Origin of the sequence: Agrobacterium sp. RC10-4-1, from assembly GCF_014138475.1 — a bacterium.
GTDB classification, from domain to species: domain Bacteria; phylum Pseudomonadota; class Alphaproteobacteria; order Rhizobiales; family Rhizobiaceae; genus Agrobacterium; species Agrobacterium pusense.
Genome location: NZ_JACJIT010000001.1, coordinates 793,235 through 809,226, shown reverse-complemented (window position 1 = coordinate 809,226; position 15,992 = coordinate 793,235). Strand labels below are relative to the sequence as shown.

15 protein-coding genes are annotated in these 15,992 nt (G+C 60.6%); 3 read left to right on the top strand and 12 right to left on the bottom strand.

What is annotated here, in order from left to right:
• Positions 1 to 21 precede the first annotated feature (21 nt).
• Positions 22 to 2,016, top strand: a complete 1,995-nt coding sequence (locus FHW77_RS03655; RefSeq protein ID WP_004445097.1) for a putative bifunctional diguanylate cyclase/phosphodiesterase — start codon at positions 22 to 24, stop codon at positions 2,014 to 2,016.
• 24 nt (positions 2,017 to 2,040) lie between these two features.
• On the opposite strand, the gene FHW77_RS03650 is transcribed toward FHW77_RS03655, so the two are convergent.
• The 11 genes from FHW77_RS03650 to FHW77_RS03600 all read right to left on the bottom strand — a co-directional run bounded on the left by FHW77_RS03650 (position 2,041) and on the right by FHW77_RS03600 (position 12,831).
• Positions 2,041 to 3,117, bottom strand: coding sequence for an Ldh family oxidoreductase (locus FHW77_RS03650; protein WP_004445098.1), 1,077 nt, complete (start codon positions 3,115 to 3,117; stop codon positions 2,041 to 2,043).
• A 116-nt stretch (positions 3,118 to 3,233) separates the two neighbouring features.
• Positions 3,234 to 4,280, bottom strand: coding sequence for a LacI family DNA-binding transcriptional regulator (locus FHW77_RS03645; protein ID WP_004445099.1), 1,047 nt, complete (start codon positions 4,278 to 4,280; stop codon positions 3,234 to 3,236).
• Between the two features lie 196 nt (positions 4,281 to 4,476).
• A complete protein-coding gene (locus tag FHW77_RS03640) occupies positions 4,477 to 5,262 on the bottom strand; it encodes a TIM barrel protein (RefSeq protein ID WP_004445100.1) in 786 nt (261 codons plus the stop codon).
• An 8-nt stretch (positions 5,263 to 5,270) separates the two neighbouring features.
• Positions 5,271 to 6,281, bottom strand: a complete 1,011-nt coding sequence (locus tag FHW77_RS03635) for a Gfo/Idh/MocA family protein (protein WP_004445101.1) — start codon at positions 6,279 to 6,281, stop codon at positions 5,271 to 5,273.
• Between the two features lie 10 nt (positions 6,282 to 6,291).
• Positions 6,292 to 7,188: a sugar phosphate isomerase/epimerase family protein gene (locus tag FHW77_RS03630; protein WP_004445102.1), complete on the bottom strand. Its 897-nt coding sequence runs from the start codon at positions 7,186 to 7,188 to the stop codon at positions 6,292 to 6,294.
• A gap of 45 nt (positions 7,189 to 7,233) precedes the next feature.
• A complete protein-coding gene (locus tag FHW77_RS03625; protein WP_004445103.1) occupies positions 7,234 to 8,157 on the bottom strand; it encodes a sugar ABC transporter substrate-binding protein in 924 nt (307 codons plus the stop codon).
• A 137-nt stretch (positions 8,158 to 8,294) separates the two neighbouring features.
• Positions 8,295 to 8,477 carry a hypothetical protein gene (locus FHW77_RS03620; RefSeq protein WP_152625431.1) on the bottom strand — a complete coding sequence of 61 codons (183 nt, stop codon included), beginning with the start codon at positions 8,475 to 8,477 and terminating at the stop codon, positions 8,295 to 8,297.
• 278 nt (positions 8,478 to 8,755) lie between these two features.
• Entirely contained in the window at positions 8,756 to 9,784 is a 1,029-nt protein-coding gene (locus tag FHW77_RS03615) for a LacI family DNA-binding transcriptional regulator (RefSeq protein ID WP_004445104.1), read from the bottom strand.
• A gap of 431 nt (positions 9,785 to 10,215) precedes the next feature.
• Complete coding sequence (pcaF, locus tag FHW77_RS03610) at positions 10,216 to 11,421, bottom strand: 3-oxoadipyl-CoA thiolase (protein WP_004445106.1); 1,206 nt, start codon at positions 11,419 to 11,421, stop codon at positions 10,216 to 10,218.
• Between the two features lie 10 nt (positions 11,422 to 11,431).
• A complete protein-coding gene (locus FHW77_RS03605; RefSeq protein WP_004445107.1) occupies positions 11,432 to 12,127 on the bottom strand; it encodes a CoA transferase subunit B in 696 nt (231 codons plus the stop codon).
• Entirely contained in the window at positions 12,124 to 12,831 is a 708-nt protein-coding gene (locus FHW77_RS03600) for a 3-oxoacid CoA-transferase subunit A (protein WP_004445108.1), read from the bottom strand. Before FHW77_RS03600 ends, FHW77_RS03605 begins: the two co-directional genes overlap by 4 nt.
• Before the next feature lie 138 nt (positions 12,832 to 12,969).
• On the opposite strand from FHW77_RS03600, the gene FHW77_RS03595 reads away from it, so the two are divergent.
• Positions 12,970 to 13,731 carry an IclR family transcriptional regulator gene (locus FHW77_RS03595; protein ID WP_004445109.1) on the top strand — a complete coding sequence of 254 codons (762 nt, stop codon included), beginning with the start codon at positions 12,970 to 12,972 and terminating at the stop codon, positions 13,729 to 13,731.
• Here FHW77_RS03595 and FHW77_RS03590 read toward each other — a convergent pair.
• Positions 13,701 to 14,624 carry a helix-turn-helix domain-containing protein gene (locus FHW77_RS03590; RefSeq protein WP_004445110.1) on the bottom strand — a complete coding sequence of 308 codons (924 nt, stop codon included), beginning with the start codon at positions 14,622 to 14,624 and terminating at the stop codon, positions 13,701 to 13,703. The genes FHW77_RS03595 and FHW77_RS03590 overlap by 31 nt on opposite strands.
• Positions 14,625 to 14,741: 117 nt before the next feature.
• Between FHW77_RS03590 and pobA the strand changes: the two genes are divergently transcribed.
• Entirely contained in the window at positions 14,742 to 15,914 is a 1,173-nt protein-coding gene (pobA, locus tag FHW77_RS03585) for a 4-hydroxybenzoate 3-monooxygenase (protein WP_004445111.1), read from the top strand.
• Positions 15,915 to 15,992: the final 78 nt, after the last annotated feature.

The following is a 15,992-nucleotide window of genomic DNA, read 5'->3' as shown; positions in this document are numbered from 1 at the left end:
CGCAACACTATGGGAAAGTGCATGAAGCACACATTGGGAGAGGTGAGTGGACAGCAAGACTATCGGCGGCCGGACTCCCGGTTTTCTGATGAACTTCTTGCCCTTTACCAGCAGGAAGGCGAACGCAGCCGCCGGGGTTCTATCCGTCGGGGCCTGTGGACGGCTGTCTTCATTTATCTTCTGTTTGCCGCTTCAGACATCGTTCTGATACCCGACGTCGCGTTTTACACCATTGTCGCACGTTTCGCGGTCGCTGTATCAGCGCTGCTGACACTGGAAATCCAGGTACGCCGGGGAGCCAGCACCGCAGCGCTCGACCTCACCTGTGCGACCGCCCTCGTCATGGGTTATATCGGCTGGCTATTGCCATCGCTGCTGACCGACAATATCGAAAACATGTCCTATTACATGGTTTTCGGGGCGATCTTCATGATGGGCGCCAATCTGTTTTTCACTTTCAGATTCCATCTGTCGCTGGTGTCATCGGGCATCATTCTCGTCACCTATTTTCTGGCGGCGACGCAGTTTCCTGAAGACGCTTTCTACAAATTCGCTTTCGGCACCTTCTATATCTCCTGCTTCGTCTTCACGTCTTATGTGAACTGGAACCTGAACAGGGAACGCTACCATGTCTTCGTCAACGGGCTGGAAGCGAAGGCCCAGCAAAAGGCGGCGGATGAGCGTGGCCAGGCGCTGCTGCGTCTTTCCAACACCGATTCCCTGACCGGGCTGCAGAACCGCCGCGCCATCGATCACCATCTGCGCCTGTTGTGGGATAACTGGATGAAGAAGGAAGAAGGTTTTTCCGTTTTCCTGATCGATGTCGATTTCTTCAAGAAATACAATGACCGTTATGGCCACCAGGAAGGCGACAAGTGTCTCGTGACCGTGGGCAATGCCTTGCAGGATGCAATCATCCAGCACGGCGCCTCGATCGGCCGTTATGGCGGCGAAGAATTCATCGTGCTGGCGCCATTCAAGTCCAAACAGCAGGTTGGCGAGCTCGCCGAAACGATCCGCCATACCGTGGAAAGCCTGTCCCTCGCACATGACCAGCGCCGTGACGGCACCTTCATCGTCACTGTCAGCATCGGCGCCTCCTTCACCCGCCCCAATCCGGACGGCAAGCTGGAGAAGATCATCAACGAGGCCGATCGCGCGCTTTACATCGCCAAGGGCAATGGCCGCAATTGCATGAAGCTGTTCGATCCCGACGATCCGCAGACCAGCGACGAAACGGAAAACATCGCCGCTCTTCTGAAGATCGCAGTTGCGGAGAACCTTGTTTCCCTTGTCTACCAGCCGATCTTGAACATCTCGACCAATGAAACGACAGGCGTCGAGGCGCTGATGCGACTTCGCCTGCTGGATAGCAATTCCGTCGCCCCCAGCATCTTCATCCCGATCGCCGAGCGTACCGGCACGATCATGGAACTGGGCCTGTGGACCATCAAGACGGTCTGCAAGCACATATTGGCCGATGACAGGGTTGATGTCGTCAGCGTCAATGTGTCACCCATGCAATTGAAGAACCCTGGGTTCGCCACGTCCGTCGCGGCCATTCTCGTGGAAGCCGGTATTGCCGGCAACAGGCTCGCCTTCGAAATCACCGAAGGCCTGGACATGGAAATGCATTCGGATGTGCTGCGTTGCCTGAACGACCTGAAGACGCTTGGCATCAAAATCTGGCTGGATGATTTCGGAACGGGTTTTGCCGGCCTGTCATGGCTGCGCATGACGGATTTCGATACCGTCAAGATTGATCGTTCCTTCCTGCATGACAGCAAGACCCCACGCGGACGGGCGATGCTGCAGGACATGATCCGCCTCATTCGCAATCGCGGCCATAAAATTTTGATCGAAGGCGTGGAAACCGAGGAACAGCTGAGGCTCGTGCGCCAGATGGAAATCGATTACGCGCAGGGCTATTACATCGGCCGTCCGGTCGTGGCGGAAAGGCTGGGACCCGCAAAAGCACCCTATCCGCGCCCCAGCATGCTTCTTCGTCCCGCCTGAGCGGGCGCTGACAATCGTGGAAGCTTAGTGATATGCGGGCGGGCTGACCGAAAACTTTGCCGCCATTTCCGAAAAGGCCGCGCGGGTGACCGGATCGACCGGCGCCCCCTCCCTTTCCCGCTTCGCCGCCACCGCCCATTCGCGATCGCCAGGCGCCATGACCTTGCAATCCTCGCGAACGGGGGAACCCCGCAGCACTTCGAGATAGCGCTTCATGCCCTCGTCAAACGCGTCGCGCTCAAGGAAGGCTTCCGGTTTCAGCGCCAGAACGAAGGCACCAAGCCCGCGCGGCGTGGAGAAATCCGGCCCGCCCATCGGGGCGATATCGAAGCTCAGCTTCATGCCGGTCAGAACCGCACTGAAAATCTCCACCATTCCCGCCAGCGCCGCGCCCTTGAAGCCGAATTCGCCGCCGACGGGGGCAAGCATTTCCGCTGCATTCGGATCCCTTGTATCGACGCCGTCACCATCCGAGGCAACCCCCGCAGGCAATTGCTGTCCTAGGCTGCGGTAAAGCAGCACGCGATTATAGGGCACCGCGCTGGTCGCCATGTCCAGCAGCCACGGCAGGTCATCCGCTGCAGGAACGCCGACGGCAATCGGGTTGGTGCCGTGAAAGCGCATGGCGCCATCATGCAGGCGCACGAAACTGTCCGAATTGCAGAATGCCAGGCCGATATAGCCCTGACGGGCCGCCTCCAGCGCATAAGCCCCAGCCGGTCCGAAATGCGAGGAATTCCTGATCGCCACCGCGCCGATGCCAAATTTTTCCGCGAGCGCCATGGCGTTTTCCATGGCCGCATAGGTGGCGCGGGCGCCGTGGGCGTTGTCCGCATCCACCGTCTCCACCGCGCCGAAGCCGGAAACGCGGCTGATCTGCGGCCGCGGATTGAGACGCCCGCCTTCAAGTGCGGTGACATAATGAGCGAGCAGGCGCACACCGTGGCTGTCAACGCCAAGCCGCGTGCCATGCATCATGGCGCGGGTCGCCGCATCGGCCGTCTCGTCATCCGTACCGGCAGCGAGGAAAACGGCGCGGCAGAACCGATCCAGCTCATCCAGCCTCGCCAGAGCAGGGACGTTTTCATTGCTGTGCGACATGCGGGGAACCCTCCCGATTCCAGAATCCATGCCGCACAGGCTATTCATGGGATAGGTTTTTGCAATCGAATATCACGTGGAAAACATCGATCGGCACGGCGGCGGCGGAAAGCGGCCTATTTGCGCGGCGGGGCGATACTGCCCCTCAGCACCAGCCGGCAACCGAGTTCCAGCCGGTGCGCCGGCCGGGTGGGATCGGCCGCCACCAGCCGCTGCTCCAGCAGCGACAGCGCCGCCCCGCCCAGCCTGTCGGCGGGCAACTGGATGGTGCTGAGAGGCGGTGTGCTGAAGGCGGCTGGCATGATGTCATCGAAACCCAGCACCGAGACGTCCTCGGGCACCCGGATGCCGGCCTCCCCCAAGGCCTTCAGACAGCCGAGCGCCAGATTATCGGCGGCGCAGAAAATCGCGGTGGCGTTTCGCAGCGGTCGCTGCTCGGCAAGCAGACGGCGGATAGCCACCTCCCCCCATTCGGGCTCGTAGCTCTCGACCTCGATGACCATATCGGCCGGAACGGCAAGGCCCGTTGCAAGGAATGCATCGTTATAGCCATCATGGCGACGGCGGATCGTCGTGCGGCCCTTCCAGGTCACATGCACAATATTGCGATGCCCGAGCGACAGCAGATGCTCGATGCCGAGGCGAGCGCCGAACCGGTTCTCCGCCGTTACCGTATCGACGATCATGGCCGGATCTTCGCCATTGATCAGCACCACGGGCTTGCCGAGCGCGGAAAGCGCCTCGACCAGCTGCGGCCTGTCGTCATTCAGAACCACGACACCGTCCACATTATCTGTCCTGACGGCTTCGGCAACCGCCACGGGGTCGAGCCGGCTCGTTGCACTGACATAGGGAACGATGCGGATGCCGCGCCGCTCGCATTCGCGGCGGAAGCCGTTCAACATTGTCCAGCTGACCATGTTGAGGTCGCTCTGCGGTGCCGCGTCATTGGTCATGGCCAGCAGGACGACACGCAAGGTGGCGATGGTCGCCTTCTGGCGCCGGTTTTCGAGATAACCAAGCGACCGGGCGGCTTCCAGAACCCGCTCGCGAACCTGCGTGGTGAGCGGCGCCGTGCCGTTGATCGCATGCGAAGCAGTGCTCAGCGAAACGTTCGCCTCCCGCGCGACGTCCTTAAGCGTCGTTTTCCTGTCTATTTTCATAAAAGGGAATTCAACCACTCTTCTTCGGACGGCCCTGGCGGAAAGACTCACGCAATCGATCTGAAGAATAACCGCGCCGGTCTGCTGCTCTCTCGTTACCGGAGACTACAGCATCATCCGTAAATGCGGAATTGATTTCTCCGGCTTTGGCGATCGTCCGGTTGCCGCCCGCGCTTCACCGCGGGCGGCAGCGCGGTCAGAGCGTGCCGGCGATGTGGTCGATGCTGGCTTTCACGGCAGCGGCCGGGTCCTTCAGGTCATGAACTTCCGTCGCAAAGGGCTCGAAGCTGTAGGGCCCCTTGTAACCGGCGGCCTCCAGCGCCCTGATCTGGGCGATATTCTCCAGCCGGTCGGCGCCATCCACCAGGACGCGGTGGGCATCCAGCATGTCGGCGACGGAGACGGCGGGGTCGGTGACGCCGGAAATGTGGACGAGACCGGTGCGTTCGGGGAAAAACGCCGTTTCGCCCGCGAGGTGATGGTGGAAGGTATCGTGCACCAGCCTGTAGACATCGCCGCCGCCGGCCACATCAATGGCTCTCACCGCCTCGGTCTTGGTGCGCAGCGAGGAGACCGGGAAGCCGAGCGGTTCGACAAGACCGGTAAGGCCCCTCTCCTCAAGGATCGGCTTCATGGCCTTCAGCGCCGTCACGAGATCGTCGAAGGAAACCGCCCTGCCGTCATTGAGCGGGCACATGACCAGCGCTTTTGCACCGCTCGCCGCGGCGTAATCGGCCATGGCGACGGCGCGCTGCGGCAGGTCGCCCGACCAGACGTTGAAGGGATAAAGCGCGTTGATGGAGATGATCGTCACGCCGGCCTTTTCGGCCGCCGCCTTCACCTGCGCCGGTGTCACCGTACCGACAATATCCGGCAGGTCGTTGCGGATCTCGACCTCGGTGAGGCCGAGTTCGCGCGCGGTCTGGAAGAAGTCCTCAAGCGAAAGCGCCGGGGCGGTGATGTGGTTGATGGCAAAACGCATGAAAGACCTCACTGATAAAGGGCGGGACGGGCGGGAAGCCTGATTGCGACGGCTGCCCCGTCCGTCTCCTGCGCGGCGACGCAGGCATCGGAAGTGATCGCGGCCACGTAGCCGTCCCAGGAATTGGGGCCGGAGGCTGTTCCCTTCGCCGCCGCATGGATGAAGTCCTGCAATTCGACGTCGTAGCTCGCGATGAAGCGATCCTTCCAGTCGGTGAGAATATCGTTCTGCAGCTTGGCGCCGAGCCGTGTCTGTATCGCCATCGGCTCCGGCAGGCTGGCAATGCCGTCCTCGCCGACCACCTGGCACTGTATGTCGTAACCGTAGTGGCAGTTCACGAAGATTTCGACGTCGATGATCGTGCCCCTGGCCGTTTCCAGAATGACGATCTGCGGGTCCCTCAGCTTTGCATGGCTGCGGGCGGCGGCACGTGGAAAGAGAACCCGTGCCGACACATAGTCGTCATCGAGCAGCCAGCGCAGCACGTCGATCTCATGGATCATCGTGTCGTGGATCGCCATGGGCGTCACATACTGCTCCGGAACGGTCGGGTTGCGATGGGCGGCATGGACCATGATCGGGGCGCCGATCATGGTGTCCACGGTCTTTTTCAGCGCCACGTAACCGGCATCGTAGCGGCGCATGAAACCCACCTGCACCAGCCGTTTGCCATGCACCACCTCAGCATCGACGATCCGCTTCGCGCCCTCTGCCGTCGTCGCCAGCGGCTTTTCGCAGAAGCACGGCTTGCCGGCGGCGATGGCCGCCAACACATATTGCTCATGCGTCGCGCCCCAGGAGGTGACAAGCACGGCATCCACCTCAGCTGATGCGATGAGCTCCTCGCCGGTGGCGAAAATGGCGGCATCAGGGGCGATGTCTTTTTTGACCGCCTCGGCCGAGGCGCGGTTGACGTCGCTCAGCGCAACGACCTTCGCACCGCCCAGAACCTCATTGATACGTCGGGCGTGATCGCGCCCGATGGCACCGGTGCCGATGACACCAATTTTCACAGTCATCTGAAAAACCTCATTTCCAGTATTTGGCGACATATCGCCGGGTTTCGCTGAGCATGAAACGCGCGCTTTCATCGACACGATCTTCCCAGGCAAAGACGCAGTTCGACAGCACACCGTCGAATTTCATGTCGGCCAGCGTGGCGAAGAATATCTCCCAGTCGATCTCGCCCTGGCCGAAATCCGTGTGCTGGTGCACCCTGACTTTGGCGCCGGGCGGATTAACGATGTAGCGCAGCTGCGACGATTTGGTGTGGTCATAGGTATCGGCAAGGCGCACATGCACCAGATGACCTTCGGTCGCGCGCAGGTTGGCAACCATGTCCGGACCGTAAAAGAAGGTGTGAGGCGCGATGAAGGAGGCCTTTACCGCCTTGGAATTGATGGTCTTGATGATGTCGATGGCCGGCGCGATTTCCTCGACCCAGTCTTCGGGATGCGCCTCCAGCGACAGCACCAGCCCCTCCCGCTCGAGGATCGGAACCAGAACATCCATGGCGCGGAAGAACTGCGCTTCGCAGGTTTCCGGACGGTGCAGGCCGGACCGGTCGTTGAGGCTGCGCTCCGGCGAGCCTCCACGGCCGAATTCCGAAACGAACATCGGGCACTCCATCTCGACCGCAATCTCGATGGCGCGTTTCCAGTTGTCGATCGCTACCTCCCATTCGTCCGGATACGGGCTCGCCCAGCGATACATGGGCTGCAGCGTGGCAAGGCCGACGCCGTGATCCTTCAGGGCCTTTTTGAATTCGGCGACGCGCTCGGGATAGACCTTCGGTCGCGTCCACCAGGACAGAAAATCCGGACGGGGTGAAAGTTCGACATAGTCGTAACCGAGCTCTGCGACCTTGCGGCAGGTCTCGGCCAGCGAAAGATGCCGGAACATGTGGGGATCGAGCGTATGTTTCATGGCTGTTTCCAGTCGGTGGGATAAGGGACGGGGCCGAAGCCCGGCTCATTTGGCATAGGCGGACATGTTTTCCGGCGTGACGAGTTCGAAGGGCACCCAGAGCGTCTTTTCGGTGCTTTGACCGGCAGCGGCCTTCACCGCCGTCTGAACGGAGACCTCGCCCTGCTTCGTCGCATTCTGGTAGACGGTGATATCGAGATCGCCCGCCTGCATCGCGGCAAGACCATCGGGTGTCGCGTCAATGCCGGCAATGACGACGTCCTTCATGGATACGCCCGCTGCCTTCAGCGCCTGCACGGCGCCAATCGCCATTTCATCGTTGTTGGCGATGACCGCATCGAACTGTATGCCCGCCGTCAGCCAGGAGGAAACGAGGTCCTGTGCCTGCGTGCGGCTCCAGTTCGCCGTCTGCTTTTCAAGGATTTCGATCTTGCAGTCCGGCTTGGAGAACACCGTTTCCACATCCTTGGTGCGAACCAGCGCCGCATGGTTTTCCAAAGGGCCCATCAGAATGACGGCCTTGCCCTTGCCGCCCATCAGCTTGCAGGCGGCTTCGGCTTCCATGGTGCCTGAATCAAGTTCGTTGGAGCCGACAAATGCCGTGCCGTCAGGCAGCCCGGTTTCCAGCTCAGCCGGCGGATGGTTCACATAGACAAGCGGAATTTTCGCAGCGGATGCGGCCTTGGTTATCGCCGAGGTAGCGTCACCATCGACGGCGTTGACAATGATCGCATCGACGCCATTGGCAATGAAATTCTGCACCTGATTCAGCTGCTTTGAAGGATCGAGCTGGGCATCCTCGACCAGAAGCTCGATGGTCTTGTCGCGCCCGGCCTCGGCCCTTATGCCGTTGAGCAGGATCGTCAGAAACGGATTGTCGAAAGACGTCATAGAGACTGCAATTCGGGTCTCGGCCAGAGCCGGTGTCGCGAAGATACAGAGTGCCGTCGCCATCAATAGTTTTTTCAAGGTTTCCTCCCGCGGAAATCGCTGCTGATTGCATTGTCCAGTTTTTGCCGTAGCCGGTCGTGCCCGGCTGCGGCGCGTCAGGCCCCTCCGGCGGCACTCCCCCGGGGAGCGCAGAAGCCGGCAGGCACGGCCATGGCTCAGTTCCCGGCCTGATGGTTTTTGAGATTGGTGGGCGTTACCAGCTCGAAGGGCACGAAGACCCTCCTGTCTGCCGCAGCGTTTCTGGCAGGTTTCAGCGCCATCGAAACTCCAACGGCCTGCACCGGCGCGCCCGTCGTCCGCATGGTAGCGAAAGCGGCGTTCGCGAAATGTCTTTTCATCTCTTTCCCCTCCAAACCTTGAAAAGAACCGGCCGCACCATCGCGCTCGAAGTGCGCCGTCACGGCTTTCCGGAAAAAGCTGCCCCGCGCCGCGAAGGAATATCCGCAGCGTCAAGCAACCCCGACGTAATCTCATGCTGTGAAGGTCGGCCTCCTGTCCGCTCCACAGGCAGGCAAGATTTCCTAGTCCGGTCACCACGTCAACGCGTCAGCAGCAGGCAAAACCATCAAGCATGATAGAAACGGGCGCACGCGATATGATGTAATCTATCAAACCATCAAAGGCTTTCAGGAACCCAGAGATGGGCAGGAAGGAAACGCTGTCCCGGCGTCTCCGCCATGCCATGTTCGATAGTGTGAACCATGGTTGCGATGAGATCGGCGCACAATTCGCGTAGCGGGGTCTGGAACACGCCGCTGATGCTGCCTTCCAGCAGTGCCTGGCGGGACACGGGGGTCAGTTCGTTGACAAGGCAGACAATGGGTTCCTGCCGCTTTTCGTGTTGAAGCGCCTCGATCACCCCTTCCATGCCGCCGCCCACGCAATAGATGCCGACGAGATCCCTGTGCTTGGCAATAGAGTCCATCACGAGCTCATAGGTTACGCGTCGCGTTTCCAGCGTGATCAGGGCATCCATAACCTCAAATTCCGGCGCATATTCACGCATGTAGCTGCGAAAACCGGTTTCGCGCAGCGAATGACCATGAAACCGGTGACCACCAAGCAGCAGAAGCACCTTGCCCTTGCTGCGCGCCAGTCGTGAGATCATCCACGCCGCTGTGCGTCCCACCTTCATGCTGTTGACACCGAGATAAGCTTCCCGCACGCCCTGGGCAAAATCGGAAAGCAGCGAGAATGTCGGAATGCCCTTGATCTTCAATGCCTCGACGGCGGCCGTGACATCGTGGTGGTCCGGCCCGGTAGCGGCCACCGCCTGTACCCGGCCCTTCATGCCCATAAGCAGCGCCGCAAGCTCCGCCGGCTCACCGGATTGCGCAAATTCGATGCGCAGATTGACGTGGCGATCCCGGATGTTGCGCGCCGCAAGCTCCAGCTCATCGGCAAAGGTCTGATAAAAGGCATGCCGCTCCTTGCGCAGAATGATGCCAAGGCCATAGGAAGGCATATCCGCCAGCATACGCTGACGAATGATGTTGGTGGCATGAAAGCCGATCTTCTCCGCGGCCTCGAACACACGCCGCGAGGTTTCCTCCCGCACCGGCAGGCGGCCGTTCAGCACCCGGTCGACCGTGGCGACGCTGACGCCGGCGGCCTTTGCAACATCGGTAATGGTCGGACGTTTCATGCGGGTGCCCCGTAGACGGAAAGATTCCTGTCATATCTCGCAAAACATGTCACGGATTATGATGGAATCCAACATGTGCAGAGGGATAAGAGCGTGGAGTACTTTATCAGGGAATAATCGACCGGGGCCTGCATCGCAGGGCCGGCTTGCTTGGCCCAGCACGCCTCCTCCCCTCATCTCTGTGCTTGTCACAGAGACTCAGCCAGCCCAAGTCTTTGGGCTGAGGGATTGTTTTGCCGCGCAGACGCGTATCGGCTGGATTCCTGTGACAAGCACAGGAATGAGGGGGCTGGGATGTGTCAGAGCGAAAAAATCACCTGCCGAGTAACCTGAATGGCCACTGTCACACCAAGGAAGATGCGGCAGCGGGCATTCGTACCGGTTTACGGCGGCATTAGCACCGTTATCACGATACTGAAGCCGCTATCCCGTCAGACCCGCTCCAGCGCGACGGCGATACCCTGCCCGACGCCGATACACATGGTGGCGAGCGCCAGCCGCTTGCCCTTCAAGGAAAGTTCGAGCGCCGCCGTGCCGGCGATCCGAGCACCGGACATGCCGAGCGGATGGCCGAGCGCGATGGCACCGCCATTCGCATTTACCCGCGCATCGTCATCGGCAATGCCGAGCTGGCGCAGCGTCGCGAGGCCCTGGCTCGCGAAAGCCTCGTTCAGCTCGATCACATCGAGCTGTTCCTGCTTCAGCCCGAGCCGCGCCAAAAGCTTGGCGGAGGCCGGAGCCGGGCCGATGCCCATGACGCGCGGCGGCACGCCGGCAGCGGCGCCACCGAGGATACGGGCGATGGGAGTGAGGCCATATTTCTTCGCAGCCTCGGCTGACGCGATGATAAGCGCGGCCGCGCCATCATTGACGCCAGACGCATTGCCCGCCGTTACCGTAGCGCCCTCGCGCTTGTTCACCGGCTTCAGCTTAGCCAGTGCTTCGAGGCTTGTGGCCCGGGGATGTTCATCCTTCGAGACGACAAGTGGATCGCCCTTGCGCTGGGGGATCGTTACCGAAACGATCTCCCTGTCGAGACGGCCATTGGCCTGCGCATCCGCCGCCTTCTGCTGACTGCGTACGGCGAAGGCATCCTGATCCTCGCGCGAGACCTGATAATCGACCGCGACATTGTCACCGGTTTCCGGCATGGAATCGACGCCATATTGCGCCTTCATCAGCGGGTTGACGAAACGCCAGCCGATGGTGGTGTCGTAGATTTCGGCATTGCGCGAAAAAGCGCTCTCCGCCTTGGGCAGAACGAAGGGCGCTCGGCTCATGCTTTCGACGCCGCCGGCAATCATCAGCTCCGCCTCGCCCGATTTGACGGCCCGGGCGGCAGCAATGACGGCATCCATGCCGGAACCGCACAAACGATTGATGGTCGTTCCGGTTACCGACACCGGCAGGCCGGCGAGCAGCAACGACATGCGCGCCACGTTGCGGTTATCCTCACCCGCCTGATTGGCGCAGCCGAAGATCACATCCTCGACGGCTTCCCAGTCGATGGAAGGATTGCGTTCCATCAGCGCCTTCAGCGGCACCGCGCCGAGGTCATCCGCCCTTACGGAAGAAAGCGCACCGCCGAAACGGCCAATGGGTGTGCGGATGTAATCGCAGATATAGGCTTCGGTCATCGGTGTTTCCTCAAAGTTCCGGTGCAACGAGATCAGCAACCGTGCCATCCACATGAAGCGGCGCGCCGGTCATGGCCTGTAGCTCTTCAAACGTCATTGCCGGCAGTTTTTCACGCAGCACGAAGCGGCCATCAACCACGTCAATCACCGCGTGGCTGGTATAGATGCGGGTGATGCAGCCTACGCCGGTCAGCGGGAAGGCGCATTTCTCAACCAGCTTCGGCTCGCCATTCTTGGTCACATGTTCGGTAATGACGAAGACCTGCTTGGCGCCATGAACAAGATCCATGGCCCCACCGACGGCTGGCACACCCCTGGAGCCGACGCGCCAATTGGCGAGATCGCCATTCTGCGCCACCTGATAGGCCCCGAGGATCGCCACATCCAGATGTCCGCCACGCACCATGGCGAAGCTGTCGGCATGGTGGAAGAAGGCGGCGCCCGGTTTCAGCGTCACGGCCTTCTTGCCGGCATTGATGAGGTTCCAGTCCTCCTCGCCTTCCGGCGGCGCTTCGCCGAAATTCAGGATGCCATTTTCGGTATGGAAGATCGCCTGACGGCCGGGTGGCTGATAGCGCGCCACCATTTCGGGAAAACCGATGCCGAGATTGACGTAGGCGCCATCTTCGATGTCCTGTGCCGCGCGCCATGCGATCTGGGCGTTGGAAAGCTTGATGTCTTCGCGGGTGTCGATGGTCGTGGTCATGCGTAGGCTACTCCCGCGCGAATGAGGACTTCTTCCTGTTGCGGATCGGAAATTTCCACGACGCCGTTCACGAAAATACCCGGCGTCACGACATGCTCCGGATCGATCTCGCCGGCGGCGACGATCTTCGAGACCTGCGCAATGGTGGTTTTCGCGGCCATGCACATCAGCGGGTTAAAATTGCGCCCGGCCTTGTTGTAGGTGAGGTTGCCATAGGTGTCGCCAAGCTCGGCCTTGACGATGGCAAAATCGGCCTTCAGCCAGCGCTCCTGCACGTAGGAGCGGCCGTCGAATTCCGCGATTACCTTGCCTTCTGCCAGTTCCGTGCCGAAACCTGTCGGGGTGTAGAAGGCCGGAATACCGGAACCGCCAGCGCGAATGCGCTCGGCAAGCGTGCCCTGCGGCACCAGCTCCAGTTCGATTTCGCCGGCCAGATAGCGATCGGTGAAGGCGCGCGGATCCGAAGAGCGCGGGAAGGAGCAGATCATCTTCTTGACCATGCCCGCATCGATCATCGCGGCGATGCCGATGCGGCCGTTGCCGGCATTGTTGTTGATGACGGTAAGGTCCTTCGGTCCCTTGTCGATCAGTGCGTGGATCAGCTCGATCGGCGCGCCGGAGCCGCCAAAACCGCCGATCATGATCGTCGCACCATCGCCGATGCCAGCAAGCGCCTCTTCCGCGCTCTTGATTGTCTTGTCCATTCTCAAAACCTCCATCCAGCCGAGCGGATGGACCGGCAGGGCTGCTTGGCCATGAGGTAAAGCTGAAATTGCCTCGACGGCAAGGATTTTGTGCGTTATATGATTTTTGTTCGTATATCGCACAAATGGAGCCTAGCCATGGCCGTCAGTGAAAGAGACATGATGGGCGGTCTCGCCAAGGGATTGCGCGTAATCGAAGCCTTCAGCGCCGAGCGGCCGCGGCTTTCCATCTCCGATGCCGCCGAGATCGCCGGACTGGACCGCGCCACCACACGCCGCTGCCTGCTCACGCTATCGGAACTTGGTTATGCCGCCTATGACGGCAAATTCTTTACCGTCACGCCGAAGGTGCTGCGGCTCGGCACCGGCTGCCTCGCCACCATGCCGCTGCCGAAAATCGTACAACCGCTCATCGACCATCTCTCTGAGGAGATCGGCCAGAGCACCTCCGTCTCTATCCTGGACGAAACCGAAATCGTTTATGTCGCCCGCGCCGCCCAGCAGCGGGTTATGTCCATTGCGCTGATGCCGGGGTCGCGCCTGCCCGCCTATTGCACCTCGATGGGCCGTGTTCTTCTTTCCGCTCAGCCGCCCGAACGCCAGCGCGACATTCTCGAAGCCTCCCGGCTGGTTGCCCGTACGGAAAAGACCATCACCGATATTCAGGCCCTGCTCTCCGAAATCGAGGTGACCGGCCATCGCGGTTATGCGTTGATCGATCAGGAAGTCGAAATCGGCCTTCGCTCCATCGCCGTGCCGCTGAAAAGCGTGCGTGGCCAAACGGTTGCCGCGCTGAATGTCGGGCTCGCCGCCTCGGTCGCTTCGATGGATGATCTGGTGGAGCGATATTTGCCCGCACTTCTGTCCGTTCAGCGGGAACTGGCGAGAATGCTGGTCTGAAGCGGCATCTGCCGCACGCCGGTATCGCCCATCCTGCGCTGCTCGGCGAGCCGCCAGGCGCGCGGCGTCATGCCGGTTTCCCGCCTGAAGAAGCGGTTGAAATAAGCGGGATCGGCAAATCCAAGACCCTCCGCGATCATCTGTACGCTGGAAACGGTGAAGACCAGTTCCTGCTGGGCGATCTCGATCTGGCGCTTGGCAATCAGCCGCTGCAGGCTGAGCCCGGAAACGGAACGGACAAGCCGGTTGAGGTGCGTTTCCGAAAGGCCGAGCTTCCTCGCATAAAAACCGGCTTTCTGCGGCTCGCGGATATGGCGGGCGATCAGCGACAGCAACCGTTCGAAACGCTGCTCCGCCAGGCCCTCACCGCTTGTTTCCAGAAGCGGCCGCGCCGCCCGTGAAAGAAGCGCTACGACGGTCGCAAGCTGGCCTTCTATCATCGCGTCGCGACCGATCTCACGGGCCTCATATTCCGCGGAAATCCGTTCGAACCCGCTGCGCACTCCTTCTCCATCGGCAAAATCCTGCAAGGGCAGAAGCACCGGTTGGGAGAAATTCCGCAGCAGAAGCGCCTGCACCGATGCCGGCAGCGCGCCCTGCAGCATAGTGACGATCACGCCGCCGATATCGCGGGAAAAACGGAAGCCGTGTTCGAAACCGGGTGGCACGATGATGGCGACCGGCGGGCGGATCGGCTCGATGCGGCCATCCAGCAAGGCATCGCCCTCGCCGCCAAAAATGTACAAGATTTGCAAAAAAGCAGAATGGCGATGCAGGCCGATTTCAAAGCGATGCAGGCTGCTCCGCGAAAAAAGCGTTTCGCAATGGAAGCGAAAATCGCTGCCCTGCGCGGCTTCCTCACCATAGAGCCCTTCATTGGCAGTCACACGCATCTCATCCCCCTCCTGGACCCGATGGTCGGATTGTGCAATTTACGGACCGGAAAGTCCATTGAGCTTCCGGCAACGCTTGGTCAATTTCTTGACCGGAGACAAGTTCGGGAGGAAACAATGCGTACACAGGTCGTCATCATCGGCTCCGGTCCATCGGGGCTGTTGCTTGGCCAGCTTCTGGCGAAAGCCGGTGTCGAGACCGTCATTCTCGACCGCGTCAGCAAGGAATACATTCTCGGCCGCGTCCGCGCCGGCGTACTGGAAGAAGGCACGGTACAGCTCATGGAAAAGGCCGGCGCGGATAAGCGCCTGCGCCGCGAGGGTCTGCCGCATGACGGTTTTTCGCTGACCTTCGACGGTCGCGACCATCGTATCGATCTATTCGATCTGACCGGCGGCAAGCGTGTGACCGTCTATGGCCAAACGGAAGTGACCCATGACCTGATGGATGTGCGCGAAGCGGCCGGCCTCTCGACCATCTACGATGCATCTGATGTCGAGCCGCATGATTTCGATGGCGAAAGCCCTTATGTAACCTATCAGAAAGATGGCGTAACCCACCGGATCGATTGCGATTTCATTGCCGGCTGCGATGGTTTTCACGGGGTGAGCCGAAAATCCGTGCCGCAAGGCGCGATCAGGGAATTCGAGAAGGTCTACCCCTTCGGCTGGCTCGGCATTCTGGCCGAAGTGCCGCCGGTCAACCACGAACTCATCTACGCCAATCATCCGCGCGGTTTTGCGCTCTGCTCCATGCGCTCGCACACGCGCAGCCGTTATTACATTCAATGTTCGCTCGAGGACCGGCCTGAAGACTGGAGCGATGAACGTTTCTGGGATGAAATCCGCCGTCGCCTGCCGGAAAACCATGCGGATGCAATGGTGACCGGCCCCTCCTTTGAAAAATCGATCGCGCCGCTCCGTTCCTTTGTCAGTGAACCAATGCGGTTCGGACGGCTGTTTTTAGCGGGGGATGCCGCCCATATCGTGCCGCCAACGGGTGCCAAGGGCCTGAACCTTGCCGCCAGCGACGTACATTATCTGAGCGAGGCGCTGATCGAGTTTTATCGCGACAGGTCTGAGGCCGGCATCGACGCCTATTCGCAGAAGGCGCTTTCCCGCGTGTGGAAGGCGGTGCGCTTCTCCTGGTGGATGACGACGATGATGCATCGTTTTCCCGATACGGGGGATTTCGGCCAGCGCATTCAGGAGGCGGAACTGGATTATCTCGTCCAATCGCGCGCCGCTTCCACCGCGCTTGCGGAAAATTACGTAGGGCTTCCGTATTAGGGCTGCCCCAGACACGCGGCTTTTATCCCTACCGTTTCCACACCCGTCACCCCGGACCTGATCCGGGGTCCAGCTCGA

Bases quoted from the DNA above. Each gene is read 5' to 3' on its own strand.
- FHW77_RS03655 (WP_004445097.1), top strand. From the start codon at position 22: ATGAAGCACACATTGGGAGAGGTGAGTGGACAGCAAGACTATCGGCGG.
- FHW77_RS03615 (WP_004445104.1), bottom strand. From the start codon at position 9,784: ATGAAACGTCCGACCATTACCGATGTTGCAAAGGCCGCCGGCGTCAGC.
- FHW77_RS03635 (WP_004445101.1), bottom strand. From the start codon at position 6,281: ATGACTGTGAAAATTGGTGTCATCGGCACCGGTGCCATCGGGCGCGAT.
- FHW77_RS03630 (WP_004445102.1), bottom strand. From the start codon at position 7,188: ATGAAACATACGCTCGATCCCCACATGTTCCGGCATCTTTCGCTGGCC.
- FHW77_RS03590 (WP_004445110.1), bottom strand. From the start codon at position 14,624: ATGCGTGTGACTGCCAATGAAGGGCTCTATGGTGAGGAAGCCGCGCAG.
- FHW77_RS03595 (WP_004445109.1), top strand. From the start codon at position 12,970: ATGGCCGTCAGTGAAAGAGACATGATGGGCGGTCTCGCCAAGGGATTG.
- FHW77_RS03600 (WP_004445108.1), bottom strand. From the start codon at position 12,831: ATGGACAAGACAATCAAGAGCGCGGAAGAGGCGCTTGCTGGCATCGGC.
- FHW77_RS03605 (WP_004445107.1), bottom strand. From the start codon at position 12,127: ATGACCACGACCATCGACACCCGCGAAGACATCAAGCTTTCCAACGCC.
- pobA (WP_004445111.1), top strand. From the start codon at position 14,742: ATGCGTACACAGGTCGTCATCATCGGCTCCGGTCCATCGGGGCTGTTG.
- FHW77_RS03645 (WP_004445099.1), bottom strand. From the start codon at position 4,280: ATGAAAATAGACAGGAAAACGACGCTTAAGGACGTCGCGCGGGAGGCG.
- FHW77_RS03640 (WP_004445100.1), bottom strand. From the start codon at position 5,262: ATGCGTTTTGCCATCAACCACATCACCGCCCCGGCGCTTTCGCTTGAG.
- FHW77_RS03620 (WP_152625431.1), bottom strand. From the start codon at position 8,477: ATGAAAAGACATTTCGCGAACGCCGCTTTCGCTACCATGCGGACGACG.
- pcaF (WP_004445106.1), bottom strand. From the start codon at position 11,421: ATGACCGAAGCCTATATCTGCGATTACATCCGCACACCCATTGGCCGT.
- FHW77_RS03650 (WP_004445098.1), bottom strand. From the start codon at position 3,117: ATGTCGCACAGCAATGAAAACGTCCCTGCTCTGGCGAGGCTGGATGAG.